Below are 25587 nucleotides of genomic sequence, written 5' to 3'. Positions count from 1 at the left end.
GGAGGTGGGGTGGATCAGGTGAAGGGATCGCCTTGGCGCGCAGGCGCTTCAGCGGCGGCTGCGGCGGCGGGCCAGCAGGCCGATGGCGGCCAGGCCGCCGAGCAGCAGGGCGTAGGAGGCGGGTTCGGGCACCGGGGCCATGGCCACGGTGACATTGTCGATACGGCTGGTGCCGCCAGCGCCGACCACACCGCCGCTGGTCGAGGTCGTGGCGGTGTCGACCAGGCGGATGACGACCAGGCCCTGGTTGTCGAGTGCCGACACGGCCGACAGGTCGAAGCTGAACGAGTACACGCTCGAGACGGAGGACGCGCTCCACACCGGGTTGGGCGAGCTGTTGATCAGCACCACGTAGCTGCCGAAGGTGCTGAAGCTCACCCCGTCGGTGCTGTAGGCCAGCGCGAAGCTGCGCGGGCCGGTGCCGCTGCCGGTCTGGTCAAAGCTCAGCAGCATGTCGGCGTGGCCGGTGGTGGCAAAGCTGAACTGGTAGTAGTCGCCCACCGCCCAGGTGTTGCTGCTCATGGCGTTGGCCGAGCCATTGCCGACCGGCGTCGTCCAGTCGGTGGCGGCAGAGGCGTGGTAGCCGCTGGCCGTGCCGCTGCCGGTGGAGGCGGCCACCGCGGGCGACGCGGTGGCGTTGTTGAGGTCGGCGAACGGCGTCTCGAAATCCCATTGCACCAGCGTCAGCGCCTGGGCGGGCAGGGACAGCGAGGCGGCGGCAAACAGCGCAGCGGTGACGGGCAGCAACTTCTTCATGCAATGCACTCCGGTGGTGTGTGGAAAAACGCGATGCGGTGCCGGGAGGCGCGCCTTCGTGGGGCGCCGTCACCCGATCACCGCATCGTCGCTTCCGTCATGCAGAAGCCGCGCCACGCGGGCCCCTTGAACCCGGGGCGTGCATGCCCGAAATTGACCGTTTGGTCAGGCTAGAGTAGGGCGGTTTGCCCGCCACTCAGCCGCGGCGGCGGCGGGCGATGAAGCCCAGGCCCACCAGGCCGGCCAGCATCAGCGCATGGCTTTCGGGCTCGGGCACCGGGGCGAACACGGTGGTGTCGGGCACCACGCCAACGCCATTGCCACCCACGTTGATGGCCCAGTTGGCGGCGTTGTTCACCAGCGGCTGGTAGGCCGCAAAGCTGGCGGCGCCGGTGCGGGCGCCGGTGTAGCCGGCGAAGTCGGCACTGCTGGTCAGCTTGACGGCGTTGGTGCCGGCGGTCAGGCCCACGGCGGTCAGCGCGTTGGCATTGGCTTCCGACGACACGGCCGTCAGCATGGTGCCCACCGAGGTGGCGCTGCTGCCCAGAAAGGCGTAGACCGTCTCGGCCGTGGCGCTCAGGCCGAGGTTGCTGCCGTGGATGACGCTGAAGCTGCCCACCGAGGCCGCGCGGGTGGTCGCGTCGATGGCCGAGAAGCGCACCACCGTGCCGGCCGAGATCACGCTGGCGCCGGTGTTCCAGCTGAACGAGGACTCGCCGGTGCCGATGGTGGTGGCACTGGTCGCGGTGCTGTCCGAGAAGAAGATCTGAGTGCCGGCCGCGATGTCCACGAAGGTCACCAGGCTCCAGCCGTCTTCATCGGCGTTGAAGGCGGTGAAGGCGATGTCGCCGGTATTCAGGGCGGCCTGAGCCGGAAGTGCCACGGCGGCCGCGGCGGCCAGGGCGAGAAGGTGCTTGAACATGGGGCTGACTCCAGCGGCGTTGATCGATCCGGGTGCTTCGAGTCCCGGTGCCCCGACGGTAGGCAGTGCCGATGAATATCCAGTGACACCCGGCCCGGCGGGCGCGTTGCCGAGCCGGCAAACCCCGTGAATGCAGGGGAGAAGGGCCAGGTTCAAGTTGGCCGCGGACGGGCCGATACACAGGGCCACCAGTCAGATGCGAATCGCCCGGGGCAGTTGCGGGCCAGCCATGCCATGCCCCCGAGCCTGCCCCACCATGCCCCGAGCCACGCCCGGCCGACCCAGCGGTCGAGCGGCCGCGTGGCGGCGCCTGGCGCGGCCATCCAGGCCGGCGCGGGCGCAGGGGCCCGGGCCTGGCGCGCCGCCGGTCGGGTGGTGGCCTGCCTGCTGTGCTGGCTGGGCCTGATCGGCGCCGTGGTGGCGGCCGAGGGGCACGCCGCGCCCGCATGGGCCGGCCTGGGCTCTCCAGCGCCCGCATGGGCCGGCAGCGCACCCGCGCTGGTGCTCGACGACCGGCGCCCCGACATCGCCGCCTGGCCCGCCGTGCGCCTGCTGTCCGACCCCGAGCACCGGCTGAGCCGTGACCAGGCGCTGCAGCGCCGGCCCGACTTTCGCCCGCCCGGCGGCCCCGCCGGCAACCTGGGCGTGCGCCGCGACACGGTGTGGCTGCTGCTGCCGCTGCAGGTGGCCCAGGGCGATGGCCAGTGGCTGCTCAACATTGACTACCCGCCGCTGAACGATCTGCGCGTCACGCTGCTGCGCGACGGCATGCCGGTGCTGGAGCGCCAGCTGGGCAACCTGCTGCCCTATGCCGAGCGTCCGGTGCGGGCCCGCCCGCATGCGCTGCGCCTGGCGCTGGAGCCCGGCGTGCGCTACGAGCTGCTGCTGCGGGTGCAGACCACCAGCTCGATGGTGCTGCCGATCTCGCTGGTCAAGCCCGATGCCTTCCAGGACCATGAAAGCAGCATGCAGCTGCAGCAGGGCCTGCTGATCGGCGTGGCGGTGGCGCTGCTGCTGTACAGCCTGTCGCACTGGGTGAGCCTGCGCGAGGCGCTGTTTCTGTACTACGCCGTGCTGCTGGTGGGCGTGACCACCTTCTTCATCGCCTACTTCGGCATCGGCCAGCAGCACCTGTGGAGCGAGCAATCCGGGGCGCTGGACAAGATCGCGCCGCAGGCCATCTTGCTGGCGCTGGCGGGCGGCGGCCTGTTCGTGGCCGGGGCGCTGCGCACACGCGAGCGCAACCCCTGGACGCACCGCGGGCTGCTGGCCGTGGCCGCGCTGTCGGCACTGGGCCTGGTGGCTTCGCTGGCCGGTGCGCTGGACTACCGGCTCACCCAGGCCACGGCCACGCTGCTGGGCCCGCTGCCGATGCTGATCGCCATCCCGGCGGCCTACCGCCTGGCCCGCAGCGGCGACCGCGGGGCGCTGTTCCTGCTGCTGGGCTGGAGCGCCTACATGGCCGGCGCGCTGTGCATCGCCGGCCTGCTGCGCGGCCTGCTGCCGGTGACCTACTGGACGCAGCACCTGTTCCAGCTGGCCTCGGTGGTCGAGATGGTGGTGTGGACGCGCATCCTGGCGCTGCGCATCGAAGGGGTGCGTCGCGATGCCGAGCGCACCGAGGTGGAACGCCAGGCGCTCGAGTCGCTGGCCTACACCGATGCCTTGACCGGCCTGCCCAACCGGCGCGGGCTCAACCAGGCGCTGGCCGCCGCGCTGGCCGCCAGCCGGGCCGATGCGCGTGCCGGCAGCGAGCGGGTGCTGGCGGTGTTTCTGCTCGATCTGGACGGCTTCAAACCGGTGAACGACCGGCTGGGCCACGATGCCGGCGACGAGCTGCTGGTGCAGGTGGGCCAGCGCCTGAAGCGCAACCTGCGCCACAGCGACCTGGTGGCACGCCTGGGCGGCGACGAGTTCGTGATCGTGGCCTCGGGCCTGGCCGGCGAGGCCGAGGCGCAACTCATCGGCCGCAAGCTGCTGGACGCCTTTCGCCAGCCCTTTGCCGTGGCCGGCCAGTCTTGCCACGTGGGCCTGACCATCGGCTTTGCGCTGGCGCCGCACGACGGCCACGAGGCCGACGACCTGCTCAAGCGCGCCGATGCCGCGATGTACGCCGGCAAGCAGGCCGGGCGCCACACGCTTCGGCGCGGCCAGGCCTCGCAAGGCCTGACCTAGCCCGCGGCCGCCCAGCCAGGTGTGAAGGAACCGCCGCGCAGGGCCGCCATGTGCCCGCGCTGCAGGTTCATCCACACCGTGTCAGTTCAGAAAGCCCATCGCCCCGCGCTTGCCGCCGCTGCCGGGCAGGTCGGCGGCCTGGATCTCGTCGCGGCCGGCCAGGCGGGCATTGCCGAAGGCGGTCATCCAGGCACGGCGCATCTCGCGCGGGGCCAGCTCGGCCAGGCGCTCCAGCACGGCCTCGGCCGGCTCGGGCTGGAAGCGCTGGCCCCAGTCGTGCTCGGCACGAATGCCCTGGTACAGGCGCCGCGCGATGGCCCTGGCCGCGTCGCGGCCGGGCATCTCGATCTGGTAGACGTTCACCCGGTTGAGGATGGGCTCGGGAATGGCGCGCTCGTCGTTGGCCGTGGCCACCCAGATCACCTGGCTGGCATCCACCGGCACCTCGGCGAACTCGTCGATGAACTGGCCGGCGGTGTCGTGCTCGAGCAGGCTGTACAGCGCGCCCAGCGGGTCGTAGGCGTGCTCGCCGCGGGCCTTGTCGATCTCGTCGACCACCATCACCGGGTTGGCGTACTGGCCGTCCACCAGGGTTTCGAACACCTTGCCCGGGCGGGCCCCTTTCCACTGGCTGCTGGCACCGCTGAGCACCCAGCCGGCGGTCAGCGAGCTCATCGACACAAAGCCCATGCCGGTGCCCAGCAGCTGCGCCACCTCGCGCGCAAAGTGGGTCTTGCCCACGCCCGGCGGGCCCAGCAGCAGCATCGGCGTGATCTCGAGCGCGTCGCGGCTGTCGTGGCACAGCGCCAGCTGGCGGCGGATGTCGTCGAGCACCTCGTGGAAGTTGGGCAGCTCGTCGTACAGGTGGGCCATGGCCGGCAGGCCCGAGGGCTTGACCTGAAACCGCTCGGCGCCTTTTTCGAGCATGCGCTCGTAGGTGCTGCGCAGGGTCTCGTGCTCCTTGGGCGGCAGCTTGTGCAGGCGCTTCTGCACATCGGCGCAGCGGTACACCGGGCGCATCTGGGCGATCGGGATGCCGGGTTGCGACGCAATGGCGACCAACTCGGTCGATGACGACGACATGCGGGCCATGCACACCTCCACGAACGATGAATGCACCTTGCCAGCCCGCCGCGCCGTCGATCCCGCGATCAACCCGGCTTCGGCCTGGCAATTGACTCGGTTCAAGCGTAGCAAGACCCGCGCCGCGCCGCACGCCCACCCCGTCCCCAGGGGGACAGGCCGCGCAGCCGCATCGGGGGGGGGGGGGACTACCTGACCCAGCTGTTGAGCTGGATGATCGGCAGCATCACCGCCAGCACGATCAGCATCACGATGCCGCCCATGGCCACGATGAGCAGCGGCTCCAGCAGCGTGGCCAGGGCCATGGCGCGGCGCTGCACCTCGCCGGCCAGCTGGCGCGCGGCGCGGTCGAGCATCTGCGGCAGCTGGCCGGTCTGTTCGCCCAGGCGGGCAAACATGGCCAGCAGGCCCGGAAAGCGCTTCTTGGCCGCCAGCGCCGCGGCCAGCGGCGCGCCTTCGCGCACCTGGGCCAGCGCATCCAGCGCATCGGCGCGCAAGGCGCGGTTGCCCAGGGTTTCGGCCGCCGCCTGCAAGGCCTTCAGGATCGGTACACCGGCGTTCGCCAGCATGGCCAGCGTGCCGGCAAAACGCGCCGCGTTGTAGCCGCGCGCCAGCCGGCCCAGCAGCGGCAGGCGCAGCCAGGCGGCGTCAAAGCGCTGGCGGAAGGCCTCCGAGCGCAAGGCCATGGCCAGCGCCACGCCGCCACCGGCCAGCGCCAGCACCACCAGCCAGCCCCACTGGCGCACGAAGGCGCTGATGGCCAGCATGGCCACGGTGATGGTGGGCAGCGCCTGCTTGGTGCTGCTGAACACGCCGGCCACCTGCGGCACCACGTAGGTGACCAGGATGATCACGATGCCCAGCGCCACCAGCGACACGATGGCCGGGTACAGCGCCGCGCCCAGCAGCTTGGCGCTGAGCGCCTGGCGCTCTTCCAGGTCGTCGGCCAGGCGTTCGAGCACCGGGCCGAGCGCGCCGCTCTGCTCGCCGGCGGCCACCACGGCGCGGTAGACCTCGTCAAACTCGCGCGGCGAGCCGCCCAGCGCGCGGGCAAAGGCCGAGCCGCCGTTGACCTCGGCGCGCAGGTGGGCCACCAGCTCGCGCTGGCCGGGGTCTTCGGCCTCGTCGGACAAGGCGGTGAGCGCGCGCTCGAGCGGCAGGCCGGCCGCCACCAGGCCGGCGAGCTGGCGGGTCCATACCGCCAGGCCGCTGCGGTTGAACACCCGGCGCTGGAACAGCGGGCGCGGCGCACCCTCGGCGCGCTGCTGGCCGGCGGCCACCAGCGCCACGCCCATCGGCACCAGGCCCTGGCCGCGCAGCTGGCCGCGCGCGGCCTTGGCGTTCTCGGCCTCGACGATGCCCTTGCGGGCCTTGCCGTCGGCATCGAGCGCTTCGTAGGTGTAGGCGGGCATAGGAGCGGAAGTATCCGGGAGTTTGCAGACAGAGAGGATGACGGGTGGGGTGCTGGCTCAGCGCGGGCGCGCCTGGGCGCGCAGCCGGCTCAGGCTGACCGGCGTGATGCCCAGATAGCTGGCGATGTGGCGGTGCGCAATGCGCTCTTCCAGTCCCGGAAACTGACTGCGGAACTGTGCCAGCCGCTGCGCTGCCGGCAGGGCTGCCAGCGCCCACTCGCGGTCGGCGCGGCGCAGCAGCTCGGCGCGCAGCACGCCATCACCCCAGCGCTGGATGGCCGGGTGGCGCAGCATGCAGTCCAGCAGCGTGGCGGCTGGAAACTCGGCCACGCGCGCGGGCGTGAGCGCCTGGCAGTGCACGCGCGAGCACTGCTGCGCCACGCGGCCCACCGCCGGGGGCAGCGCGGTGGGCCCCTCGTGCAGCGCCAGCGTCACCGCACGGCCCTGGGCATCGCCAACCCAGGTGCTGATGATGCCGTGCAGCACGAAGAACTCGCGCTCACCCGGCTCGCCCATGTGCAGCAGTGCCTCGCCGGCGGCCAGGCTGCGAAAGCGCAAGGCCTGCAGCACCGGCGCGAAGGCGGCGTGGTCGTCTGCGGTCAGCGGCGCCAGGCTGGCGGCGATGTGCAGCACGGCCTGGTGCTCGTCGGTGGCGGCCGTGGCGTCCGGCCGAGCCGCGTTATCCGATGTTGTCGCGGGCGGCGGCGCCATCACGAAGCATGGGGGCATGTTGTCCACCGCACGCGCCTGACATGTCTTTTCTCGCCCGCATCCTTGCCCTGTGGCTGACCCTGGCGGCCTGTGCCCACGCCGACGGTGTGCCGCGCACGACCGAGCACGATCCATCGCTGCCCGCCGTGACGCTGCGTGGCTACCGCTTCCATGCCGAGGCACATGGCGACCCGGCGCGGCCGGTGCTGATCGTGCTGCACGGCGGCCCCGGTGCCGACTACCGCTACCTGCAGGGCCTTGCGGAACTGGCCGACCAGTACCGCGTGGTGTTTTATGACCAGCGCGGCAGCGGCCTGTCGCCACGCGTGCCGGCCGAGGGCATCACGGTAGCGGCCTACCTGGCCGACCTGGACGCCTTTGTCGATCACTTCGGCCAGGGGCGCCGGGTGCACCTGCTTGGCCACTCCTGGGGCGCCATGCTGGCCTCGGCCTATGCCGGTGCGCACCCGGTCAAGGTGGGGCGTCTGGTGCTGGCCGAGCCGGGCTTTCTGGATGCCGACGCGCTGGCCGACTTCGGCGCCAGCGGCGGGGGTTGGCCGGGCTGGCGCGTGGTGTGGGGCTTTGCCCGTGCCTGGGTGGCCAAGTGGTTCGTGCGCAGCGACGGCGACGCCTGGGCGCGCGACGACTGGTTTTTGCAGCAGGCGCTGCTGCTGATGCAGGGCCCCGACGCGCTGTGCGACGGCCGACTGCCACCGCTGCAGGCCTGGCGTGGCGGTTCGCCGGCCTTCCAGGCCACGCTGGGCCGCATGCTGGACGATCCGGCCTGGGCCGCAAGCTTGGATTTCCGCCCGGGCGACCAGCCCTGGCCCGGCCCCACGCTGTTCGTCACCGGGGCCTGCAACCGGCTGCACGGCGCGGCCTATCAGCGGCGGCACCTGCGGCACTTCAGCCAGGTGCGGCTGGTGGAAATTGCGCAGGCCGGTCACTTCATGTTCAACGACCGGCCCGAGCGCAGCGTGGCGGTGGTGCGCGCCTTCCTGGCCGAGTGAGCGGCGCGCCGGGTGCGCAGGCCGCATGCGGGTGCCTGCCAGCAGCATCGGCAGCGCTCAGTCCCGCGTCACGCGGATCACCTCTTCGGCCGAGGTGATGCCCTCGGCCACCAGGCGCTCGCCGTCCTCGCGCATCGTGAGGTAGCCGTTGGCCCGCGCGGCGGCGGCCACCTCGGCATCCGAGGCGCGGTTGTGGATCAGCTCGCGCAGCGCATCGTCCACCACCATCAGCTCGTACACGCCGGTGCGGCCCTTGTAGCCGCTGTGGCCGCAGGCCGGGCAGCCCACCGGGTGCCAGCGGCCCTGCGCATCCTGGCGCTTGCAGGCGCCGCACAGCTTGCGCACCAGGCGCTGCGCCTGCGCGCCGAGCAGGCTGCTGGACAGCAGGTAGGGCTCCACGCCCATGTCGATCAGGCGCGTCACGGCGCTGGGCGCATCGTTGGTGTGCAGCGTGGCCAGCACCAGGTGGCCGGTGAGGCTGGCCTGGATGGCGATCTGCGCGGTCTCGAAGTCGCGGATCTCGCCGATCATGATCACGTCGGGGTCTTGCCGCAGGATGGCGCGCAGGGCCTTGGCGAAGGTCAGGTCGATCTTGGCGTTGACCTGGGTCTGGCCGATGTTGGGCAGCTCGTATTCGACCGGGTCTTCCACCGTCAGCACATTGGTGCTGGCGGTGTCGATGCGGCCCAGGCTGGCGTACAGCGTGGTGGTCTTGCCCGAGCCGGTGGGGCCGGTGACCAGCACGATGCCGTGCGGCTGGTGCACCAGGCGGTCGAACTCGCCCAGCACCTGGCCGCTCATGCCCAGGGCCTCGAGGGTGAATTTCGATTCGGTCTTGTCCAGCAGGCGCAGTACCGCCCGCTCACCGTGCGCGCTGGGCAGGGTGGACACGCGCACGTCGATGGCGCGGCCGCCAATGCGCAGCGAGATGCGGCCGTCCTGCGGCAGGCGCTTCTCGGCAATGTCGAGCTCGGCCATGATCTTCAGCCGGCTGATCAGCGCGGCGTGCAGCGCGCGGTTGAGCTGCACCACCTCGCGCAGCGTGCCGTCGACCCGAAAGCGCACCGAGCTGCTGCGCTCGTAGGCCTCGATGTGGATGTCGCTGGCGCCATCCTTCGCGGCCTGCGTCAGCAAGGCGTTGAGCATGCGGATGATGGGCGCGTCGTCGGCGGCCTCGAGCAGGTCTTCCACCGCCGGCAGGTCTTGCAGCAGGCGGCCCAGGTCGACCGCGCTCTCGACCTCGCCCACCACCGCGGCGGCGCTCGATTCGGCGCCGGCATAGGCCGCGGCAATGCGTTCGGCCAGGGCCGGCGTGGGCACGCGCTCGACGCGGTGCACGGTGTGCAGGCGCAGCACCTCGGCAATGGCCGCGCCTGGGCTGGACTCGGCCGACCACAGCACGCGCTCGGGGCCGCCGTCTTCCAGCAGCACGGTATTCGCCTTGGCAAAGGCGTAGGGCAGGGGGTGGCGGGTGGCCATCGGGGTGCGTCTCGGGTCGCCGCTCAGGGCGTGGTCGGGGCTGCCGGCCTGGCCGGGACCGACTTGGCGGGCAGCTCGGGCAGCACGCCGCCGTCTTCCACCGGCAGCATCGGGTTGGGCTTGGGCTGGGCCTCGAGCTGGCGGGCGCGGATGGCCTCGTAGCGGTCGATGCTGAGCGCCTGCGCGGTGGCCGCGTCGCGGATCACCACCGGGCGCAAGAACACCAGCAGCATGGTCTTCTTGCGTTCGCGGCTCTCGCTGCGGAACATCGCGCCCACGTAGGGCAGGTCACCCAGCAGCGGTACCTTGCTCTGGCTGCCGGTGTACTCCTCCTTCATCTGGCCGCCCAGCACCATGATGCTGCCGTCGTCGACCACCACGGTGGTCTCGAGCGCGTTCTTGTTGGTGGTGGGGCCGTTGGTGTTGGTGGTGGAGGTGCCCACCACGCTGGAGTTCTCCTGGTACACGTTCATGCGCACCACGCCGCCCTCGCCGATCTGCGGCTTGATCTTCAGCGTCAGGCCCACGTCCTTGCGCTCCACCGTGGTGAAGGGGCTCACGCTGGTGCTGCTGCTGCCGGTGTTGGTGAAGCTGCCGGTGACGAAGGGCACGTTCTGGCCGACGACGATCTTGGCCTCCTCGTTGTCCAGCGCCACCAGGTTGGGTGTGCTGAGGATGTTGGTGCCGTCCACGCCTTCCAGAAAGCGCGCCAGTGCGCCCAGCGTGTAGACGCCGTTCACCTTCTGCAACAGGCCCAGGTTGAGGCCGTTGACGGCGGCGGTGGCCGTCACCGAGCTGGCGCTGGCCAGGCCCGACAGGTTGATGATGTTGGTGGTGGTGCCGAAGTTGGTGCCGGCCACCAGGCCGTAGCGGTCGCCGTTGCTGCCCAGCAGGCCCTGCCACTGGAAGCCGAACTCGGCCGCCTTCTTGGCGTCCATCTCGACGATCATCGACTCCACGTACACCTGCGCGCGGCGGCCGTCGAGCTGGTCGATCACCGCACGGATCTGCTTGTACAGCGGCTCGGGCGCGGTGATCACCAGCGAGTTGGTGGCCGGGTCGGCCTGGATGAAGCCGCCGGTGGACGGCTGGGCCGAGGCCGACAGCGGCGTGGTGGCCACGGCGCTGCCGCTGCCCGACTGGCCGGCGGTGGCCAGGCTGCCGGCGCTGATGCCGCCGCTGGTGGCCGCGCCCAGGCCGCTGAGGCTGCTGCCCCCGCCGCTGCTGCTGCTGCCGCCGCCGCCCGAGCCGCCGCCGAAGGCCGCGCGCAGCACGGTGGCCAGCTTGGCGGCATCGGCGTTCTTCAGGTACACCACATGGATCAGGCCGGCCGGGCCGCCCACGCCGGGTGTGTCGAGCCGCTCGATCAGCGCGCGCAGCGCGGCCAGGCGCGCCGGGTTGGCAGCGCGCACGATCAGCGCATTGCTGCGCGAGTCGGCCGTCACCGACACCCCGCCGCCGGTGGCCGGTGCGCCCGGCACCGCGGCGGTGCCGGCATCGCCCAGCTTCTGCACCAGCGCGGCCAGGTCGGAGGCGATGGCGTGCTTGAGCGGCACCACCTCGATGTCGGTGGACGCCGGCTGGTCGAGCGCCGCGATGATCTTGCCCAGCCGGGTCAGGTTGTCGGCGTAGTCGGTGACCACCAGCGTGTTGTTGCCGGGGTTGGCGTTGATGGTGTTGTTCGGGCTGATCAGCGGCCGCAGCACGGCCACCAGGTTGTTCGGGTTCTCGTAGTTCAGCCGGAACACCTGGGTCATCACTTGGTCGCCGCGCGGGGTCACGGCGCCCACGCTCACGGTGCCGGTCTGCAGCTTGGCATCGGCCTCGGGCACCACCTTCAGCAGGCCGGCGCTGTCGACCACGGCAAAGCCCAGGCCGCGCAGCGCGGCCAGAAACTGCCGCCAGCCTTCGGCCACCGACACCGGCTGCTCGCTGTACACCGACACCACGCCCTTGACGCGCGGGTCGACCAGGATCTGGCGGTCGATCATCACCGCCATCGCGCGGCTCACGGCCTCGATGTCGGCATTGACGAAGTTCAGCGTCACCGGCGCGCTGCGGCCGCTGCGGCGGTTGGCGGCGCCGGTGGCGGGCGCGGCATCGCCGGCTTGCGGCAGGCCGGCGGGCTGGGCGGCGGCGGGCAAGGGCGGCAGCGCCGCGCAGGCCAGGGCCAGCAGCGTGGGCAGCAGCACGGCGCGCTGCGGCCGGGTGGGCTGCCGGGCTGCCGCGCCGGCCGTTCGGTGGGCTCGCGAGGTCATGGTCATCCGATCGAAATGACGGACAGCGCCCCCTGGCGCCGGCCGATGATGTTGAGCAGGTTGGCCAGCGGCCCGTCCTGGCCGGGCGCGGCCTCGGCCTGGCCGCGAAAACGCAGCCGCGCCCCGCTCCAGTGGCCGCTGCCGTTCAGGCGCAGGGCGCTGGGCTGGCGGCCGTCCAGGGTTTCCAGGCGCAGCAGGGCCTGCGGCGGCGTGGGCGGTGCCGGAGGCTGGCCGGGGGCGGCACCGGGCGGGGTGCCCGCCGATCCACCCTCGAGGCTCAGCCGGTAGCTGCCCAGCACCGGCAGCGGCGACAGGCGCGACTGCGTGTCGTGCAGCTCGAGCGCCAGCGTGCCGGCCACCTGCAGCCGGCCCTGGGCCGATTGCAGCGTGAGCCCGGCCGTGCTGAGCTGCAGCAGGCCGCCGAGCTGCAGCGTGTTCCAGGGCGTGCCCAGGCCGGCCAGCCAGGTGGCCGGCCAGCGGCCCAGCGGCTGGCCGTCGGCCCGGCCGTCCAGCGTGACGGTCCAGCCCGACCAGCCGGGTGCCAGCCGGGCCTGCAGCGTGCCGTTCAGGCAGCAGTCGTGGCGGGCGCTCAACTGCAGGCCGCGCCAGCCGGGCCGCAGCTGCCAGTGCAGGCGGCCGGGCAGGGCCGCGGCATCGCGGCTGCCGGGGCCGCCGGTGAGCACCGGCACCGCGCTGCCCTGCCACACGCTGCCCTCGGCCTGGGCCAGCAGCAGCCGGCCGGCGGTGGCTTGCTGCAGCGCCTCGGCCAGCCATTGCGCCGGGGCCTGCGTGGCCGCGCCCAGCACGGCGCCAAGCGCCAGGCCCCAGGCGGCCCAGCGCCGGCCGGCATGTTGCTGGCGGCGCCAGCGGCCGGCGTCGCGCAGCGCCAGCGTGCCGGCCAGCGGGGCCGGGTGCGGGCTGGCGGCGCGGCCCGTGCGGCCGGGCCAGATCACGGGGCGGCCCCCACGGCGAGGATCAGGTTGCCGTCGTAGCGGCCCGGGGCGCTCTGGCTGAGCGTGGCTTCGAGCACGCGGGCCCGCGCGCCGGCCCGGGCTTCACCCAGAAACGCCGCCAGCTGCGCGCCGTCGGCGCCCTGCAGCGTGAGCACCGAGCGCTGCGCGCCCTGGGCCACCAGGCGGGCCTGCGGGCCCAGGCGCTGGGCCGCGGCCTCGAGCGCCGCCTGGGCCTGCTCGGCGGGCACCGGGGCCACGGCGCGCAGGGCCTGGGCCTCGCGGGCCTGGGCCTGCATCTGCTGCAGCTGGGCTTCCAGGGCGGCGCGCTGCGGCGGCAGCTCGCGCAGCGTGCGCCAGGCCGGGGCGATGGCCACGAACCACAGCAGGGCCACCGCCACCAGCAGCGCGGCCACGCGCACCAGCTGGCGCTCGCGCGGCGCCAGGCGGGCCCACTGGGCCTGGGCGGCGGCGCGCGCCGGGGCCAGCGCGGCGCTGACCGCATGGCTGGCGGCGCCGGCACCGCCGGCCGCGTTGCGGGGCTGGCTCGGGGGGCTCATGGGCGGACTCATGGGCGGGCTCCAGGGGCGGCGGCCTCGGCGGCGGCGGCCTCGGTGGTGGCATCGGTGGTGGCGGGGGCCCCGACGCGGCCGCGTTGCACCACCAGCCGGCCTTCGAGCGGCTCGACCGTCCAGCCGGTGAGCTGCAGGCGCTGGCGCAGCTGGGCCAGCTGCGGCGGTGCCAGGCCGGGCGCGGCCAGGCTCAGCCGGCCGGGCTCGAAGCGCAGCTGGCTGGCCGGTGCTGCGCCGTCGGGCCAGGCGGCGGCGGTGGCGGCGAGCAGGGTTTCGAGGTCGCCGTCGCCGGCCACGCCGGCGCGCTCGCGCAGCAACTCGGTCTCGCGGCGCATCTGCACCGGGGCATCGAGGATGGCGCGCACCTGCGGATGGGCGCTGCGCAGCAGGCTGTCGGCACTGGCGCGTTGCTCGGCCAGCGCCTGGCGCTGCTGCCAGGCCCAGGCGTTGAGCCCCAGCAGCTGCACGCCCAGCAGCGCCGCCAGACCCAGGCGCGCCGGGCGCCAGGCCGGGCCGCGCCACAGCTGCCACAGCTCGCCGGCGGCGCGCAGGCCGCGGTGGCGCGGCGCCAGATCGAACTGCAGCAGCTGCCAGCCCGAGCGCAGCGCGGCCAGCGCCTGCTCGGCCTCGCTGAGCACCGCCACCGCCGGGGCGCCGCCGCCGCCGGCCTGGGCCAGCGCGTGCTCGGCCAGCGTGACGGCCGCCGGCGTGGCGCTGAGCTGCAGGCCGCGGGTGCGGGCCTGGGTCAGCCAGGCATTGGCCAGGCTGCCAGCCAGCGGCAGGCACAGCGGCGTGCCGGCCTCATGGCAGGCCAGCCAGGCCAGGGTCTCGGGGGTGGCCACGCCGGTGCCGGCCAGGGTGGCCGGGGCGGCATCGGCGGCCAGGCCATCGGCGGCATACGCCTGGGCTGCAAACACATGGGCGGCAAACACATGGGCCTGGGGCGGCGCGGTGTCGGTGCTGTCGGCGCCGTCGGTGGCCGCCTCGGCTTCGCGCGGCCAGTGCGCCGGCACGACCCGGCCCACCACCCGGCCGGCCGCCGCCAGCGTGGCCAGCTGGGCCTGCAGCCAGGGCTTGTTCAGTGCCGCCACCCAGGCCGGCGCACCGGCACTGGCGCCCGGCGCCACGGCCAGGTGCACGGTCTCGTCGTCTTCGAGCAGCTGGTCTTCGAGCAGGCCGCCAAGCGCCGCCCGCAGCCGGGCCGCGGGGGCCTTGGGCAGCTTGGGGTGATGCCAGGCGACATCGGGTGCCGCCAGCACCGCCACCACGCTGTCGGCCGCGGGCAGGTCGGCCGGCGCCGAGCGGCCGTGGCGGGTCAGGCTCAGGCCATCGGCGCTGAGCGCCCAGGCGTATTCGGCAGCGCCCGCGGGGCCGGCCACGGCGGCATCGGCCGGCGCGCCATCGCGCGGCCGCAGCGGCAGCAGGATCACGAGTTGCGGCATCTCAGCAGGGGCTCTTCGACATCGGGACAGCAGACCTTCCATGCGCGGCGCCCGGCACGGTGCCGGGCGTCCGGCCAGCCGGGTTGGCGCGGCATTGTGTCGCAGCACTGTTGCGCTTCATCGGCGGATATCCTCGGCGAAGCGGGCCTTGCGCTCGCGATGTACGGTCAGCACCTCCAGGCCGTTGCGCCGCACCAGCGAGACTTCTTCCAGCACGCGCTCGGCCAGGCGCATGCGGCCGGTCACCTCGAAGTACTGCGACTTGACCTCCACATCGCCCGCCGGCAGCGTGATCTGGCCGCCCAGTTGCTGCGCGGCCTCGGCCACATCGTGGAAGGCGCGGCGCTGGCGCGCCTGCACCAGGCGGTCGGCGCCGCCCAGGTCGAGGCCGGGAATCACGGCCGCCAGCACCTCGCGCGGCGCGGTGTTGAGGTTGACCGGCGTGACCTCGGGCAGCAGCGTGACCAGCGGTGCCAGTCGGCGCAGGCTTTCGGCGTCCACGCCCAGCCAGGCCAGGTCGGCCACGGTCTGCGGCGCCAGCGGGGCGCTGCTGCTGCTGCTGCTGCCGTCTGCACTGGCCGCGCCGCTGGCCCAGGCGGCCAGCAGGCCGCTGGACAGCAGCGTGGCCACGCTGGGCGACAGGCCGCCGTTCTGGCACAGGCGTTCCAGCACGGTTTTTTGCGCCGGCACGATCTTGCCCTCGGCAATCAGCTTGCGCAGGTTGTAGCGCGACTGGGCATCGACGATGCTGCCGGCCAGAAAGGCCTCCACATCGTTGTCGCCCGCCTGGCTGGGGTCGGCCGACAGAAAGCTCGACAGCCGCGCCTCGGCCAGCGGCGTGGCCCAGGGTTCGTTGAGGCTGGTGGGGCGGCCCGAACGGGCGTCCTCGCGCAGGATCAGGCGCGCCCAGTCGAGCGCGCCGTTCAAGATCCAGGCGCTTTGCGCGCGGCCGCGCTCTGCGCTTTCGACCTGCACCGCCTTCCACTGCAGCCACACCATGCCGCTGGCCAGCGTGGCCACCACGGTGAGCAGCAGCATCGCCACCAGCAGGGCGGCGCCCCGCACCCGCGGCGCGCGGGCGGCACGGGGCACGGGGGCGCAGGGCACACGGGCGCGGGGCCGCGGGGCGGCGGCAGCGGCGGCGGTGGGCCGGGCGGCGTTGCGGCGGCTGCTCATGGCTGTTGCGGCGCCAGCTGCACGTCGCGGGTCAACATGCCCTCGGGCAGCGTGAGCTGCATGCGCACGGCGCCGGGCAGGCGGGTGCGTGCGGTGGTGGCGGTGGCGCCGGATGCCCCGGTGGCCGGTGGCGTGACCACGCTCAGGTCGCCGGTGGACTGGGCATTGCTCCAGCCCTGGCCGCGCCAGAAGTACACCTGCCAGGCGCTCACGCCATCCAGCAGGCGCAGCTGGCCGGGCTCGGGGCCCTGCAGCTGGAAGCTGGCCATCCAGGCCTGCTGCAGGGCGTCGCTGCGCTGCACCACCGGGCCGGCCCAACGCCGCCAGACCTCGCTGCGCAGGGTCCAGGCCACCACCTGCACGCCGCCGGCGGCGCCCTGGCCATCAACCCGCCGCACCAGGCGCAGCGTGCCGCCGTCAAAGGCCAGGCCCGGCACCAGCGGGCTGTCGTAGACGGCCTGCAGGTCCTGCTCCCACTGGCCGACCAGCGCCGACAGGCGCAGCGTGCGCTGGGTGGCCTCGTCGGCCACCTCGCGCGAGCGCGCCATGGTGGCGATGCCCTGCCAGCCGATGCCGGCAATCACCGCCATGATGAACAGCGCCACCAGCACCTCCACCAGCGTGAAGCCGCGGCCGCGCGCCGCTGGCAGGCGGCGCGGCGGACGCAGGACAGGCGGCAGCGCCGCGGCGGGCCGGTGCGCCATCAGCTGCGGCCGAGCACGGTGGACAGGGTCACCAGCACCCGGCCGGCGTCGTCGAGCACCACCGCGTCGACGCGGCGGAAGTTGGGGTTGGGCGTGGCCTGGGTGCGCAGCCGGCCGCGGTAGTCGCGACCCAGCTGCTGGCACTGGAACTCGGCCTCGCCCACGCCCGGAAACTGCCGCGCCAGGCGCATCTCGGTGAGCGCGTTGTCGGCGCACCACTGGGCCGCGGTGACATCGGTCAGGCGCTGCGCGTTCTGGGTCACCGCGCCCGAGGCACGCAGCCCGGCACCCAGCGCAATGGCCACGATGGCCAGCGCCACCAGCACCTCCACCAGCGTGAAGCCGCGCGCGCTCGTGCTCATCGGGCGGGGGGCGCGGCGTTGTCGGCCGCCATCACCGCAAACGGCGCCAGGCCGTCGGTGACCAGCAGCACCTGCCGATCACCCAGCTGCAGCACGATGCGCTGCGCGCCGATCAGCGGCTCGGGGCCCAGCGCAATGGCGCGCTGGGCGGCGTTGTCGCCGGCGGCCTGCAGCAGGCCGGGGCGCTCGATGCGGGCCTGCACACCCTCGGTCTGCCAGCCCTCGGGCGGACGCAGCCGCTCGGGCAGGCCGGCAAAGCCGAAGCTGCCTTCGCGCAGCTCGAAGCGCACCGCCACGCCACTGGCCCGTGCCTCGGCGCGCGCCGCCTCCAGCAGCGCGGCCAGGCGCGCGGCCTCGCGGTCCAGCCGCACCGCCTCGCCATCGCGCAGCGCCAGCGTGGCGGTGCCGGCGGCAATGGCGATCAGCACCAGCACCACCAGCAGTTCGACCAGCGTGAACCCGCGCGCGCCCAGGGCGGGCCGGCCAGCGCTGCCGTGCACGGCCCCGCAGGGCCGCCGCTCACTGCCAGGAACCGATGTCGGCGTTTTTGCCATCACCGCCCGGCTGCGCGTCGGCACCGAGGCTGAAGACATCGATTTCGCCCTTCACGCCCGGGTTGACGTACTGGTAGGGCCGGCTCCAGGGATCGACCGGCAGCTTGTCGAGGTAGGCGCGCCAGTTGGGCGGCACCACACCGGCGCTGGGCTTGCGCACCAGCGCCTCCAGGCCCTGCTCGGCGCTGGGGAAGCGCTGGTTGTCGAGCTTGTACAGCTTGAGCGCCTGCATCAGGTTGTTGACGTCGGTGCGGGCAGCGGTGACCCGCGCGTCGTCGGCCCGGTCGAGCACATTGGGCACGATCAGCGCGGCCAGCACGCCCATGATCACCAGCACCACCAGCAGTTCGATCAGCGTGAAGCCGCGGCGGGCGGCTCGCAGGGGGCGGCGCAAGAAGGCGTGCGGCATGGGCGGCGGTGGGCGTGGGTGTCGCGTGGCATTGCGCAGCAATGGCCTCGCAGTTGAGGGGAATACGGAAACAGTCGCCGATCATAATCGGCGCATGGTTACGCGATTGTTGTCGCTCTTGGTCTGGGCTGCGGTGGGTGTCAGCGCCCTGGTCTGGGGCCTGAAGTTCTGGGGCCGTGGCACGCCCGTGCCGCCAGGCGCCAGCGTGGCCCAGCTGGCGCCGCCGGCCGGCATGGATTTGAGCCGCGTGCTCGGCACGCCGCCGCCCCAGCCGGTGGATGCGCCGGCACCGGTGGTGGCCGACAGCCGCTTCCGGCTGCTGGGCGTGGCCGCGCCGCGCGCCGGCCAGAGCGGTGGGCTGGCCCTGATCGCCGTGGACGGCAAGCCGCCGCGCACCTGGCTGGTGGGCCGCGAGGTCGAGCCGGGCCTGCGCCTGCTGGCGGTGAGCCACCGCCGCGCCGAACTGGGCGTGCCGGGCACACCACCGTCGGTGACGCTAGAGCTGCCGATGCTGGCCATGGCGCAGCGTGGCCGCCCCGGCGAGGTGCCAGGTGCCATGCCGGGTGCGATGCCGGGTGTCATGCCCCCCGGCGCGCTGCCTGGCCAGCCCGGCCAGATCGGGGCCATGCCCGGCGCGCCGATGGGCGCGATGCCGGCCGTGCAGGCGGTGCCACCCGGCTTGCCGGCCGTCAACGGCCTCTTGCGCGCCCCGGGTGCCGTGGCCTCGCCGGCGCAGCTGGCGGTGCCCGGTGCACCGGTGGTGGTGGGCGAGCCGGCCGCCAACGAGCACGACCACCCGACGCAGCAGCGCTGAGCGCCGACGCTGGCCGCGGCCGCGCCCAACGGGGCCAGCGGCCGCAGGCCGGTGGCCGGTGGCCGGTGGTGCTTAGCGCGGCCGCAGCCCCGGAATGCCGGTTTGCTGGGGGTCGTAGAGGCTGCGAGTCGATGGTGCCTCGATGCCGGCCGGGCGCGAGGGCAGGTCGTCGCCATCGAGCACATCCGACAGCAGCGCGGCGGCGCTGCGCACCAGCGGCCACGACAGGCAGGCGCCGGTGCCGTCCAGCGTGTCCAGGCCCAGCTCCAGCAGCGCGCTGGCCTGGAACAGCGACAGCGCCTTGTCCAGCCCCTGGTGGGTGCGGCTGCGGCAGAACACGCAGTAGTCGGTGACTGCCGGCGCGATGCGCGAGGCCACCAGCAGCGCCGCGCAGGCGGCCAGGCCGTCCACCATGATCAGGTGGCGCTTGCTGGCGGCCACCAGCATCACGCCCACCATCACCGCGGTTTCAAAACCACCGAAGGCCGCCAGCACCTCGACTGGATCGGTCACATCGCGGTGCCGGCCCTGTGCACCCTGCACGATGATCATCACCTGGGCCAGGGTCTCGGCCGACATCTGCGCACCGGCCGATACCAGGTCGCGCGTCGGCGTGTCGGTCAGGCGGGCCAGCACCAGCGCGGCGCTTTCATGCGAGCCCACGCCCAGGCCGGCGCAGGCCACCAGATTGCCGGCCAGCGTGTCGCCGATCTCCATGCCGGCGCGGATGGCGGCATGCGCCTGCTCCACCGTCATGGCCTGGCCGACACGGGTGTTGCGCGTGCCGTGGGCAATCTTGCGCTGCAGCAGGTGCTCATGGGCCGGCAGGCGGCTGGCCAGGCCGCAATCGACCACCGACAGCGCCAGCCCGACCTGGCGCGCAAAGGCCGCCACCGGTTGCTGGCCTTCGAGGATCTGCAGCGCCACCTCGCCGGTCTGCTTGCCCGCCGACGGGTGCAGGCCGTCGACGGCCAGGCCATGGTCGGCCGCAAAGATCACCAGCTGCGGCTCACGAAAACGCGGCTTCAGCGAATGCTGCAGCAGCCCCAGGCGCACGGCCACCGGCTCCAGCTCGCCCAGGCTGCCCGGCACTTCGCCGCGGCGCAGCAGCTTCTCGAGCAGGGCGCGCTCGAGCAGGGGGTTGGCGGTTTCGGCGATCAGCGACATGGCGCCGAGTGTAGGGGCCTCACTCGCGCCAGGCCGCCCCAGGCAGCCGAGCCCCCAAGGGCTGCGTAACGGCCGTTATCGAAGCCACCGGCGGCGGCAGCGCAGCGAGGTGGCGACGCGCGCGCGTTTCAGCGCAGGAACAATTGATACACCGGGTTGCCGGTTTCTTCGGTGCATGGATAGGCCAGCGTGTGCAGGAAGGCCTTGAAGGCCTTGCGGTCGGCGGCGGTGTCGGGCACCTGCAGGCCGACCAGGATGCGGCCGTGGTCGGCACCCTGGTTGCGGTAGTGGAACAGGCTGATGTTCCAGTCGGGCGCCATGCTCGAGAGAAACTTCATCAGCGCGCCGGGCCGCTCGGGGAAGATGAAGCGGAACAGGCGCTCATTGGCGGCCAGCGCCGAGCGGCCGCCCACCATGTGGCGCACATGCTCCTTGGCCAGCTCGTCATCGGTGAGATTGACCGTGGCGAAGCCCTGCTTGACGAAGCCGCGCGCGATCTTGTCGGCCTCGTCGCGCTTGTGGATCGCCAGGCCGACGAACACATGGGCCTGGTTCTCGTGCGAGATGCGGTAGTTGAACTCGGTGACCGCGCGCGGGCCGATCAGCTCGCAAAAGCGCTTGAACGAGCCGCGCTCCTCGGGGATCGTGACCGCGAACAGCGCTTCGCGCTGCTCGCCGAACTCGGCCCGCTCGGCCACGAAGCGCAGGCGGTCGAAGTTCATGTTGGCGCCGCAGGTCACCGCCACGAAGGTCTGGCCCTTGAGCTTGTGCCGCGCGACGTACTGCTTGACCGCGGCCACGCCCATCGCGCCCGAGGGCTCGAGGATGCTGCGCGTGTCTTGAAACACGTCCTTGATCGCGGCGCAGACCTCGTCGGTGTCGACCACCACGAAGTCGTCCACCAGCGCGCGCGTGATGCGGAAGGTTTCTTCGCCCACCAGCTTCACGGCCGTGCCGTCGGCAAACAGGCCCACGTCGGACAGGGTCACGCGCTTGCCGGCCTGCACCGAGCGCAGCATCGCGTCGGAATCGGTGGTCTGCACGCCGATGACCTTGATCTCCGGACGCACCGCCTTGATGTAGCTGGCCACGCCCGAGATCAGGCCGCCACCGCCAATGGCCACGAACACCGCATCGATCGGCCCCTGCTGGTGCTGGCGCAGGATCTCCATCGCGATCGTGCCCTGGCCGGCGATCACATCGGGGTCGTCGAAGGGGTGCACAAAGGTCAGGCCCTGGGCCTTCTGCAGCTCGACCGCGTGGCCGTAGGCATCGGAATAGCTGTCACCGAACAGCACCACCTCGCCACCCATCGCGGCCACGGCGTCGATCTTCAGGCGCGGTGTGGTCACCGGCATCACGATCACCGCGCGGCAGCCCATCTTCTTGGCGCTGAGCGCCACGCCCTGCGCGTGGTTGCCGGCGGAGGCGCAGATCACGCCCTTGGCCAGCGCCTCGGCGCTCAGGTGCGCCATCTTGTTGTACGCACCGCGCAGCTTGAAGCTGAACACCGGCTGCTGGTCTTCGCGCTTGAGCAGCACCTGGTTGCCCAGGCGGCGCGACAGCGTGCGCGCCAGGTCCAGCGGCGACTCGATGGCCACGTCGTAGACCCGCGCGGTGAGGATCTTCTGCAGGTAGTCGGGCGGGGTCGAAGCCGGGCGGGGCGTGGCACCGGGGGATCGGGCGCTCGTCTTGCCGGTCTGGGCGCGGGGCATGCGGTGGGGTCTCCTGCGGCGGGGCTCGTTGTGCAGCGCGGCATGATAGCCGCCACCCCTGGCCCGACCGGCACCCCGGGCAGCCACCAAGAAAAGCGGCCCAGGGTTTGCACCCTGGGCCGTAACCACCAATAGAGGAGGTGGAGGAGACAACTCGCGGGGTCTGGCGGCAACTGCAAGAAGCAACCCGGCATCGCCTGACCCGATGGGCACAGTCTAGCCGCTGGAATGTTGCGCCGCAATATCATCCGGCACAGGCGGTTAGAGCAATTGCTCGAATGTGCGGTGCACGCATGCACAGCCGAGGTGCGCCTTGCGCACGATGTCACACCACGAGGACGAGAGACGATGGACTGCACGATTCACTGGGTGCCCGCCAGCGGCATGGGTTTCATGGCCGAGACCGGCAGCGGCCATGTGCTGAACATGGACGGCGCGCCCGATGGCGGCGGCCGCAACCTGGCGCCCCGGCCGATGGAAACGCTGCTGGCCGGTGCCGGCGGCTGCACCGCCTACGACGTGGTGCTGATCCTCAAGCGCGGCCGCCATGCCGTGACGGGCTGCCAGGTGAAGATGAGTGCCGACCGGGCCGAGACCGATCCCAAGGTTTTCACCAAGATCCATCTGCACTTCACCGTGACCGGCAAGAACCTGCCCGAGCCGGCCGTGGCCCGCGCCATCGCGCTGTCGCACGAGAAGTACTGCTCGGCCACCATCATGCTGGCCAAGACCGCCGAGGTGACCACCAGCCACGAGCTGGTGGAAGGCTGAAGCGGCTGGCGGGTGCGCCACCCCTTGTCGGGTGTCGCGCCCGCAGCCAAAAGGGGCGGGTGGCCGGAGGGCGGCGGGCGGCGAAGCCGGGCCCCGGCCCGCTCAGACGCGGTGCGCGGTGGTGGTCATCAGCCGGGCGGCCGCGCGCATCAGCCAGCGCAGCGGGCTGGGCAGGGGCACCGCGCCGGATGACTCGGCCTCGTGCGCATGGCGTGCCTCGTCGTCGCGCATTTGCGCCACGATGGCCCGCGAGGCCGCGTCTTCGGCCGGCAGGCGCTCGAGGTGGCTCGCCAGGTGGGCCTCGACCTGACGCTCGGTTTCGGCCAGAAAACCCAGGCTCACCCGATCACCGGCCGCGCCGGCCACCAGGCCGATCGAGAACGCGCCGGCGTACCACAGCGGGTTGAGCAGGCTCGGGCGGTCGCCCAGCTCGGCCAGGCGCTGGGCGGTCCAGGCCAGGTGGTCGGTTTCTTCGCGGCCGGCGGCCACCATCTGGGCGCGCACGGCCGGGTCGCGCGCCACCAGGGCCTGCGCGGCGTACAAGGCCTGCGCGCACACCTCGCCGACATGGTTCACGCGCATCAGCGCGCCCGACTGGCGGCGCCATGCGCCGGCCAGCAGGGCGTGGTCGGCGCCATGGGTGGGGCTGGCCGGGCGTGGCAGCGGCCGTGCAGCGCGTGCGCCACCGGACAGGGTGCGAAGGGCGAGGTCGGCGCTGGCGACCAGGGCATCGGGCAGGGACATGACCCAGCGAGGATAGCGCAGCGCCCGCAGCCGCATCGGCGCCGGGGCGCCGCCTGGCCGCGTTGTTGACAGGCAACAGTCCCCGGCCTTTTTGGCGGCAAAGCTTTGCAAGCGTTGCGGGGGTCTGGTGCAATAAACGCAACTTCCGATGAGGAGGTTGGCCTGACCGGCCCCCACCGTTCCCGGTGAGCGGGTGCTCTACGGGATCGGGACCTCTTGTTCAACCTAGGAGATAGTCGCAATGAAAAAGTCTCTGCTGGCCCTGGCCGTCCTTGGCGCATTTGCCGGTGCCGCTTCCGCCCAATCCTCGCTGACCGTGTTCGGCATCGTTGACCTGAGCGTCAACAACGTCAAGAACGGCACCGTCTCCCAGAAGTTCATGGGCTCGAACCAGCTGAACAGCAACCGTCTGGGCTTCCGTGGCACGGAAGACCTGGGTGGCGGCATGAACGCCAGCTTCTGGATCGAAGGTGGCATGAGCAACGACGACGGCACCCCCGGTGGCCTGAACTTCCAGCGTCGTTCGACCGTCAGCCTGTCGGGCGGCTTCGGTGAAGTCCGTCTGGGTCGCGACTACGTCAACACCTTCTCGAACGTCGCCTCGTTCGACGCCTACGGCGCCAACGGCTTCGGCAACTTCTCGAACATCTACGCGACGGCGCCGGCTGGTATGGGCGCCGGTGCCACCACCGCGGTGCGTGCCAACAACATGGTCGGCTACTTCCTGCCGGGCAAGCTGGGCGGCCTGTACGGTTCGGTTCAGATGTCCGCTGGCGAGAACGTGGCTGGCAACAAGTACACTGGTTTCCGTCTCGGCTACGCTGCTGGCCCGGTGGATGTGGCCGCTGCCATGTCGCAGACTGACGTTGGTAACCCCAACAAGTACAAGGTGTTCAACGTCGGTGCCTCGTACAACATGGGCTTCGCCAAGATCCTGGCCCAGTACGACCAGCGCAAGTTTGGTGTTCTGAAGTACACCAGCTACCAGCTGAGCACCAACGTGCCGCTGGGCCAGGGCGAGTTCCGTGCTTCGTTCGCCAAGGGCAATGCTGAAGGCGGCCTCACCAAGAACAACGACGCCACGCTGCTGGGCCTCGAGTACATCTACAACCTGTCCAAGCGCACCGCCCTGTATACCCAGTACGGCCGCCTGAACAACAAGGGCACTTCGGCCATCTCGCTGGGTGGCTCGGTGACGGGCGCCGGTACCGGCTTCACCTCCACCGGCTACGGTGCTGGCGTTCGCCACATCTTCTGATCCAGGCCCTCGGGCTTGAATCATCGAGGCCGCCCTTCGGGGCGGCTTTTTCTTTGGGCAAACGCGGAGCGGGCATGGTGCTTGCGCGCGGCACAATCCGCGCCTTGTCTGTGAACTGCTGAATGCTCGCTTTCATCCTCCGCCGCCTGTTCCAGGCCTTGATCGTGATGTTCACGGTCGCGTTCATCGCCTTCACGCTGTTCCAGTTTGTCGGTGATCCGGTCACCAACCTGCTGGGGCAGGACGCCACCACCGAGCAGCGCGATCAGCTGCGCCGCGATCTCGGGCTCGACCAGCCCTTCGTCGTGCAGTTCGCGCGCTTTGTCGGCAATGCGGTGCAGGGCGAGTTCGGCATCAGCCTGCGCCAGGGCCGCAAGGTGTCGACGCTGATTGCCGAGCGCTTTCCGGCCACGCTGGAGCTGGCGGTGCTGGCCGCGCTGATCGGCCTGGCGATGGGCATTCCGGCCGGTGTGTATGCTGCGCTGCGCCGCGGCAAGGCCGGCGCGCAGCTGGTGATGACCGGCTCGCTGCTGGGCGTCTCGCTGCCCAATTTCTTGATCGGCATCCTGCTGATCCTGGTGTTCGCGGTGGTGCTGAACTGGCTGCCCAGCTTCGGCCGCGGCGAGGTGGTGGCCATCGGCCCGTTCACCACCGGTCTGTTGAGCGTGGATGGCATCAAGCACCTGCTGCTGCCGGCCTTCACGCTGAGCCTGTTTCCGATGGCCCTGGTGCTGCGCCTGGTGCGCTCGGAGATGCTGGAGGTGCTGCGCACCGACTACATCAAGTTCGCCCGCGCGCGCGGTCTGCCCGACCGGCTGGTCTACTTTCGCCATGCGCTGAAGAACACCCTGGTGCCGGTGATCACGGTGGCCGGCCTGCAGCTGGGCAACATCATCGCGTTCGCCATCGTCACCGAGACGGTGTTCCAGTGGCCGGGCATGGGCCTGCTGTTCATCCAGGCGGTGCAGTTCGCCGACATCCCGGTGATGGCGGCCTACCTGTGCCTGATCGCGCTGGTGTTCGTCAGCATCAACCTGGTGGTCGATCTGCTGTACGTGGCGGTGGACCCGCGCCTGCGCGTCGAGCGTTCCGCCGCCGGTGGCCACTGACCCCCTTTTCGCGGCCGCCTGCCGCGGCCGCTGA

24 protein-coding genes are annotated in these 25587 nt (G+C 72.1%); 6 read left to right on the top strand and 18 right to left on the bottom strand.

The window, feature by feature from the left end; all coding sequences use genetic code 11:
* Positions 1-48: 48 nt before the first annotated feature.
* Both N4G63_RS20705 and N4G63_RS20700 read right to left on the bottom strand, forming a co-directional pair.
* Complete coding sequence (locus N4G63_RS20705) at positions 49-756, bottom strand: PEP-CTERM sorting domain-containing protein (RefSeq protein ID WP_260786998.1); 708 nt, start codon at positions 754-756, stop codon at positions 49-51.
* 196 nt (positions 757-952) lie between these two features.
* Positions 953-1678: a PEP-CTERM sorting domain-containing protein gene (locus N4G63_RS20700; protein WP_260786999.1), complete on the bottom strand. Its 726-nt coding sequence runs from the start codon at positions 1676-1678 to the stop codon at positions 953-955.
* Between the two features lie 300 nt (positions 1679-1978).
* Between N4G63_RS20700 and N4G63_RS20695 the strand changes: the two genes are divergently transcribed.
* The gene (locus N4G63_RS20695; protein WP_260787000.1) at positions 1979-3853 is read left to right on the top strand and encodes a diguanylate cyclase domain-containing protein; all 1875 of its coding nucleotides are present in this window, start codon (positions 1979-1981) and stop codon (positions 3851-3853) included.
* 81 nt (positions 3854-3934) lie between these two features.
* On the opposite strand, the gene N4G63_RS20690 is transcribed toward N4G63_RS20695, so the two are convergent.
* From N4G63_RS20690 to N4G63_RS20680, 3 genes are all read right to left on the bottom strand, one after another.
* On the bottom strand, positions 3935-4936 hold the full coding sequence (locus tag N4G63_RS20690) for an AAA family ATPase (RefSeq protein ID WP_260787641.1): 1002 nt from the start codon (positions 4934-4936) through the stop codon (positions 3935-3937).
* Between the two features lie 188 nt (positions 4937-5124).
* Entirely contained in the window at positions 5125-6348 is a 1224-nt protein-coding gene (gspF, locus tag N4G63_RS20685; protein ID WP_314600142.1) for a type II secretion system inner membrane protein GspF, read from the bottom strand.
* Positions 6349-6405: 57 nt separating this feature from the next.
* Positions 6406-6981 (bottom strand): Crp/Fnr family transcriptional regulator, encoded by a 576-nt coding sequence (locus N4G63_RS20680; protein WP_314600141.1) that lies wholly within the window; start codon positions 6979-6981, stop codon positions 6406-6408.
* A 119-nt stretch (positions 6982-7100) separates the two neighbouring features.
* Here N4G63_RS20680 and N4G63_RS20675 point away from each other — a divergent pair, with 119 nt between their 5' ends.
* On the top strand, positions 7101-8069 hold the full coding sequence (locus N4G63_RS20675) for an alpha/beta fold hydrolase (protein WP_314600140.1): 969 nt from the start codon (positions 7101-7103) through the stop codon (positions 8067-8069).
* 57 nt (positions 8070-8126) lie between these two features.
* Here N4G63_RS20675 and gspE read toward each other — a convergent pair whose 3' ends face one another.
* From gspE to gspG, 10 genes are all read right to left on the bottom strand, one after another.
* Entirely contained in the window at positions 8127-9548 is a 1422-nt protein-coding gene (gene gspE / locus N4G63_RS20670; protein ID WP_260787003.1) for a type II secretion system ATPase GspE, read from the bottom strand.
* Positions 9549-9571: 23 nt separating this feature from the next.
* Positions 9572-11806 (bottom strand): type II secretion system secretin GspD, encoded by a 2235-nt coding sequence (gene gspD, locus N4G63_RS20665; protein ID WP_260787004.1) that lies wholly within the window; start codon positions 11804-11806, stop codon positions 9572-9574.
* A gap of 2 nt (positions 11807-11808) precedes the next feature.
* Positions 11809-12759 (bottom strand): type II secretion system protein N, encoded by a 951-nt coding sequence (gene gspN, locus N4G63_RS20660; RefSeq protein WP_260787005.1) that lies wholly within the window; start codon positions 12757-12759, stop codon positions 11809-11811.
* Positions 12756-13316 (bottom strand): type II secretion system protein GspM, encoded by a 561-nt coding sequence (gspM, locus tag N4G63_RS20655; protein WP_314600139.1) that lies wholly within the window; start codon positions 13314-13316, stop codon positions 12756-12758. Before gspM ends, gspN begins: the two co-directional genes overlap by 4 nt.
* 8 nt (positions 13317-13324) lie before the next feature.
* Positions 13325-14770, bottom strand: coding sequence for a type II secretion system protein GspL (gene gspL / locus N4G63_RS20650; protein ID WP_314600138.1), 1446 nt, complete (start codon positions 14768-14770; stop codon positions 13325-13327).
* A 117-nt stretch (positions 14771-14887) separates the two neighbouring features.
* Entirely contained in the window at positions 14888-15946 is a 1059-nt protein-coding gene (gene gspK, locus N4G63_RS20645) for a type II secretion system minor pseudopilin GspK (protein WP_260787006.1), read from the bottom strand.
* A complete protein-coding gene (locus N4G63_RS20640) occupies positions 15943-16650 on the bottom strand; it encodes a type II secretion system protein GspJ (protein WP_260787644.1) in 708 nt (235 codons plus the stop codon). Before N4G63_RS20640 ends, gspK begins: the two co-directional genes overlap by 4 nt.
* Positions 16650-17012, bottom strand: a complete 363-nt coding sequence (gene gspI / locus N4G63_RS20635; RefSeq protein WP_260787645.1) for a type II secretion system minor pseudopilin GspI — start codon at positions 17010-17012, stop codon at positions 16650-16652. The genes N4G63_RS20640 and gspI overlap by 1 nt, the downstream gene beginning before the upstream one ends.
* Positions 17009-17512, bottom strand: coding sequence for a prepilin-type N-terminal cleavage/methylation domain-containing protein (locus N4G63_RS20630; RefSeq protein WP_314600137.1), 504 nt, complete (start codon positions 17510-17512; stop codon positions 17009-17011). Before N4G63_RS20630 ends, gspI begins: the two co-directional genes overlap by 4 nt.
* A gap of 19 nt (positions 17513-17531) precedes the next feature.
* Positions 17532-17975 (bottom strand): type II secretion system major pseudopilin GspG, encoded by a 444-nt coding sequence (gene gspG / locus N4G63_RS20625; RefSeq protein WP_260787007.1) that lies wholly within the window; start codon positions 17973-17975, stop codon positions 17532-17534.
* Between the two features lie 109 nt (positions 17976-18084).
* Between gspG and N4G63_RS20620 the strand changes: the two genes are divergently transcribed.
* On the top strand, positions 18085-18789 hold the full coding sequence (locus N4G63_RS20620; protein WP_314600136.1) for a hypothetical protein: 705 nt from the start codon (positions 18085-18087) through the stop codon (positions 18787-18789).
* A 72-nt stretch (positions 18790-18861) separates the two neighbouring features.
* Here N4G63_RS20620 and N4G63_RS20615 read toward each other — a convergent pair whose 3' ends face one another.
* Together N4G63_RS20615 and ilvA are read right to left on the bottom strand one after the other, a co-directional pair.
* Complete coding sequence (locus tag N4G63_RS20615; RefSeq protein ID WP_260787010.1) at positions 18862-19956, bottom strand: nicotinate-nucleotide--dimethylbenzimidazole phosphoribosyltransferase; 1095 nt, start codon at positions 19954-19956, stop codon at positions 18862-18864.
* A 128-nt stretch (positions 19957-20084) separates the two neighbouring features.
* A complete protein-coding gene (gene ilvA, locus N4G63_RS20610) occupies positions 20085-21671 on the bottom strand; it encodes a threonine ammonia-lyase, biosynthetic (RefSeq protein WP_260787011.1) in 1587 nt (528 codons plus the stop codon).
* 348 nt (positions 21672-22019) lie between these two features.
* Here ilvA and N4G63_RS20605 point away from each other — a divergent pair, with 348 nt between their 5' ends.
* Positions 22020-22442: an OsmC family protein gene (locus N4G63_RS20605; protein ID WP_260787012.1), complete on the top strand. Its 423-nt coding sequence runs from the start codon at positions 22020-22022 to the stop codon at positions 22440-22442.
* A gap of 102 nt (positions 22443-22544) precedes the next feature.
* Here the strand turns inward: N4G63_RS20605 and coq7 are convergent, their stop codons facing one another.
* Positions 22545-23186: a 2-polyprenyl-3-methyl-6-methoxy-1,4-benzoquinone monooxygenase gene (gene coq7 / locus N4G63_RS20600; RefSeq protein ID WP_260787013.1), complete on the bottom strand. Its 642-nt coding sequence runs from the start codon at positions 23184-23186 to the stop codon at positions 22545-22547.
* A 241-nt stretch (positions 23187-23427) separates the two neighbouring features.
* Between coq7 and N4G63_RS20595 the strand changes: the two genes are divergently transcribed.
* The gene (locus N4G63_RS20595) at positions 23428-24444 is read left to right on the top strand and encodes a porin (RefSeq protein ID WP_260787014.1); all 1017 of its coding nucleotides are present in this window, start codon (positions 23428-23430) and stop codon (positions 24442-24444) included.
* A gap of 122 nt (positions 24445-24566) precedes the next feature.
* Complete coding sequence (locus N4G63_RS20590; protein ID WP_260787015.1) at positions 24567-25553, top strand: ABC transporter permease; 987 nt, start codon at positions 24567-24569, stop codon at positions 25551-25553.
* The last annotated feature ends 34 nt before the right edge of the window (positions 25554-25587 follow it).

The organism is Aquabacterium sp. OR-4, assembly GCF_025290835.2.
Classification (GTDB): Bacteria; Pseudomonadota; Gammaproteobacteria; order Burkholderiales; family Burkholderiaceae_C; genus Pseudaquabacterium.
The sequence above is the reverse complement of the archived record's forward strand: the minus strand, read 5'-3'. Positions and strand labels throughout refer to the sequence as shown.

Excerpts from the sequence above, each read along its gene's own strand:
- N4G63_RS20705 (WP_260786998.1), bottom strand. The coding sequence starts at position 756 with ATGAAGAAGTTGCTGCCCGTCACCGCTGCGCTGTTTGCCGCCGCCTCG.
- N4G63_RS20700 (WP_260786999.1), bottom strand. The coding sequence starts at position 1,678 with ATGTTCAAGCACCTTCTCGCCCTGGCCGCCGCGGCCGCCGTGGCACTT.
- N4G63_RS20690 (WP_260787641.1), bottom strand. The coding sequence starts at position 4,936 with ATGTCGTCGTCATCGACCGAGTTGGTCGCCATTGCGTCGCAACCCGGC.
- gspF (WP_314600142.1), bottom strand. The coding sequence starts at position 6,348 with ATGCCCGCCTACACCTACGAAGCGCTCGATGCCGACGGCAAGGCCCGC.
- N4G63_RS20675 (WP_314600140.1), top strand. The coding sequence starts at position 7,101 with ATGTCTTTTCTCGCCCGCATCCTTGCCCTGTGGCTGACCCTGGCGGCC.
- gspE (WP_260787003.1), bottom strand. The coding sequence starts at position 9,548 with ATGGCCACCCGCCACCCCCTGCCCTACGCCTTTGCCAAGGCGAATACC.
- gspD (WP_260787004.1), bottom strand. The coding sequence starts at position 11,806 with ATGACCTCGCGAGCCCACCGAACGGCCGGCGCGGCAGCCCGGCAGCCC.
- gspM (WP_314600139.1), bottom strand. The coding sequence starts at position 13,316 with ATGAGCCCCCCGAGCCAGCCCCGCAACGCGGCCGGCGGTGCCGGCGCC.
- gspL (WP_314600138.1), bottom strand. The coding sequence starts at position 14,770 with ATGCCGCAACTCGTGATCCTGCTGCCGCTGCGGCCGCGCGATGGCGCG.
- gspK (WP_260787006.1), bottom strand. The coding sequence starts at position 15,946 with ATGAGCAGCCGCCGCAACGCCGCCCGGCCCACCGCCGCCGCTGCCGCC.
- N4G63_RS20640 (WP_260787644.1), bottom strand. The coding sequence starts at position 16,650 with ATGGCGCACCGGCCCGCCGCGGCGCTGCCGCCTGTCCTGCGTCCGCCG.
- gspI (WP_260787645.1), bottom strand. The coding sequence starts at position 17,012 with ATGAGCACGAGCGCGCGCGGCTTCACGCTGGTGGAGGTGCTGGTGGCG.
- gspG (WP_260787007.1), bottom strand. The coding sequence starts at position 17,975 with ATGCCGCACGCCTTCTTGCGCCGCCCCCTGCGAGCCGCCCGCCGCGGC.
- N4G63_RS20615 (WP_260787010.1), bottom strand. The coding sequence starts at position 19,956 with ATGTCGCTGATCGCCGAAACCGCCAACCCCCTGCTCGAGCGCGCCCTG.
- ilvA (WP_260787011.1), bottom strand. The coding sequence starts at position 21,671 with ATGCCCCGCGCCCAGACCGGCAAGACGAGCGCCCGATCCCCCGGTGCC.
- N4G63_RS20605 (WP_260787012.1), top strand. The coding sequence starts at position 22,020 with ATGGACTGCACGATTCACTGGGTGCCCGCCAGCGGCATGGGTTTCATG.
- coq7 (WP_260787013.1), bottom strand. The coding sequence starts at position 23,186 with ATGTCCCTGCCCGATGCCCTGGTCGCCAGCGCCGACCTCGCCCTTCGC.
- N4G63_RS20595 (WP_260787014.1), top strand. The coding sequence starts at position 23,428 with ATGAAAAAGTCTCTGCTGGCCCTGGCCGTCCTTGGCGCATTTGCCGGT.
- N4G63_RS20590 (WP_260787015.1), top strand. The coding sequence starts at position 24,567 with ATGCTCGCTTTCATCCTCCGCCGCCTGTTCCAGGCCTTGATCGTGATG.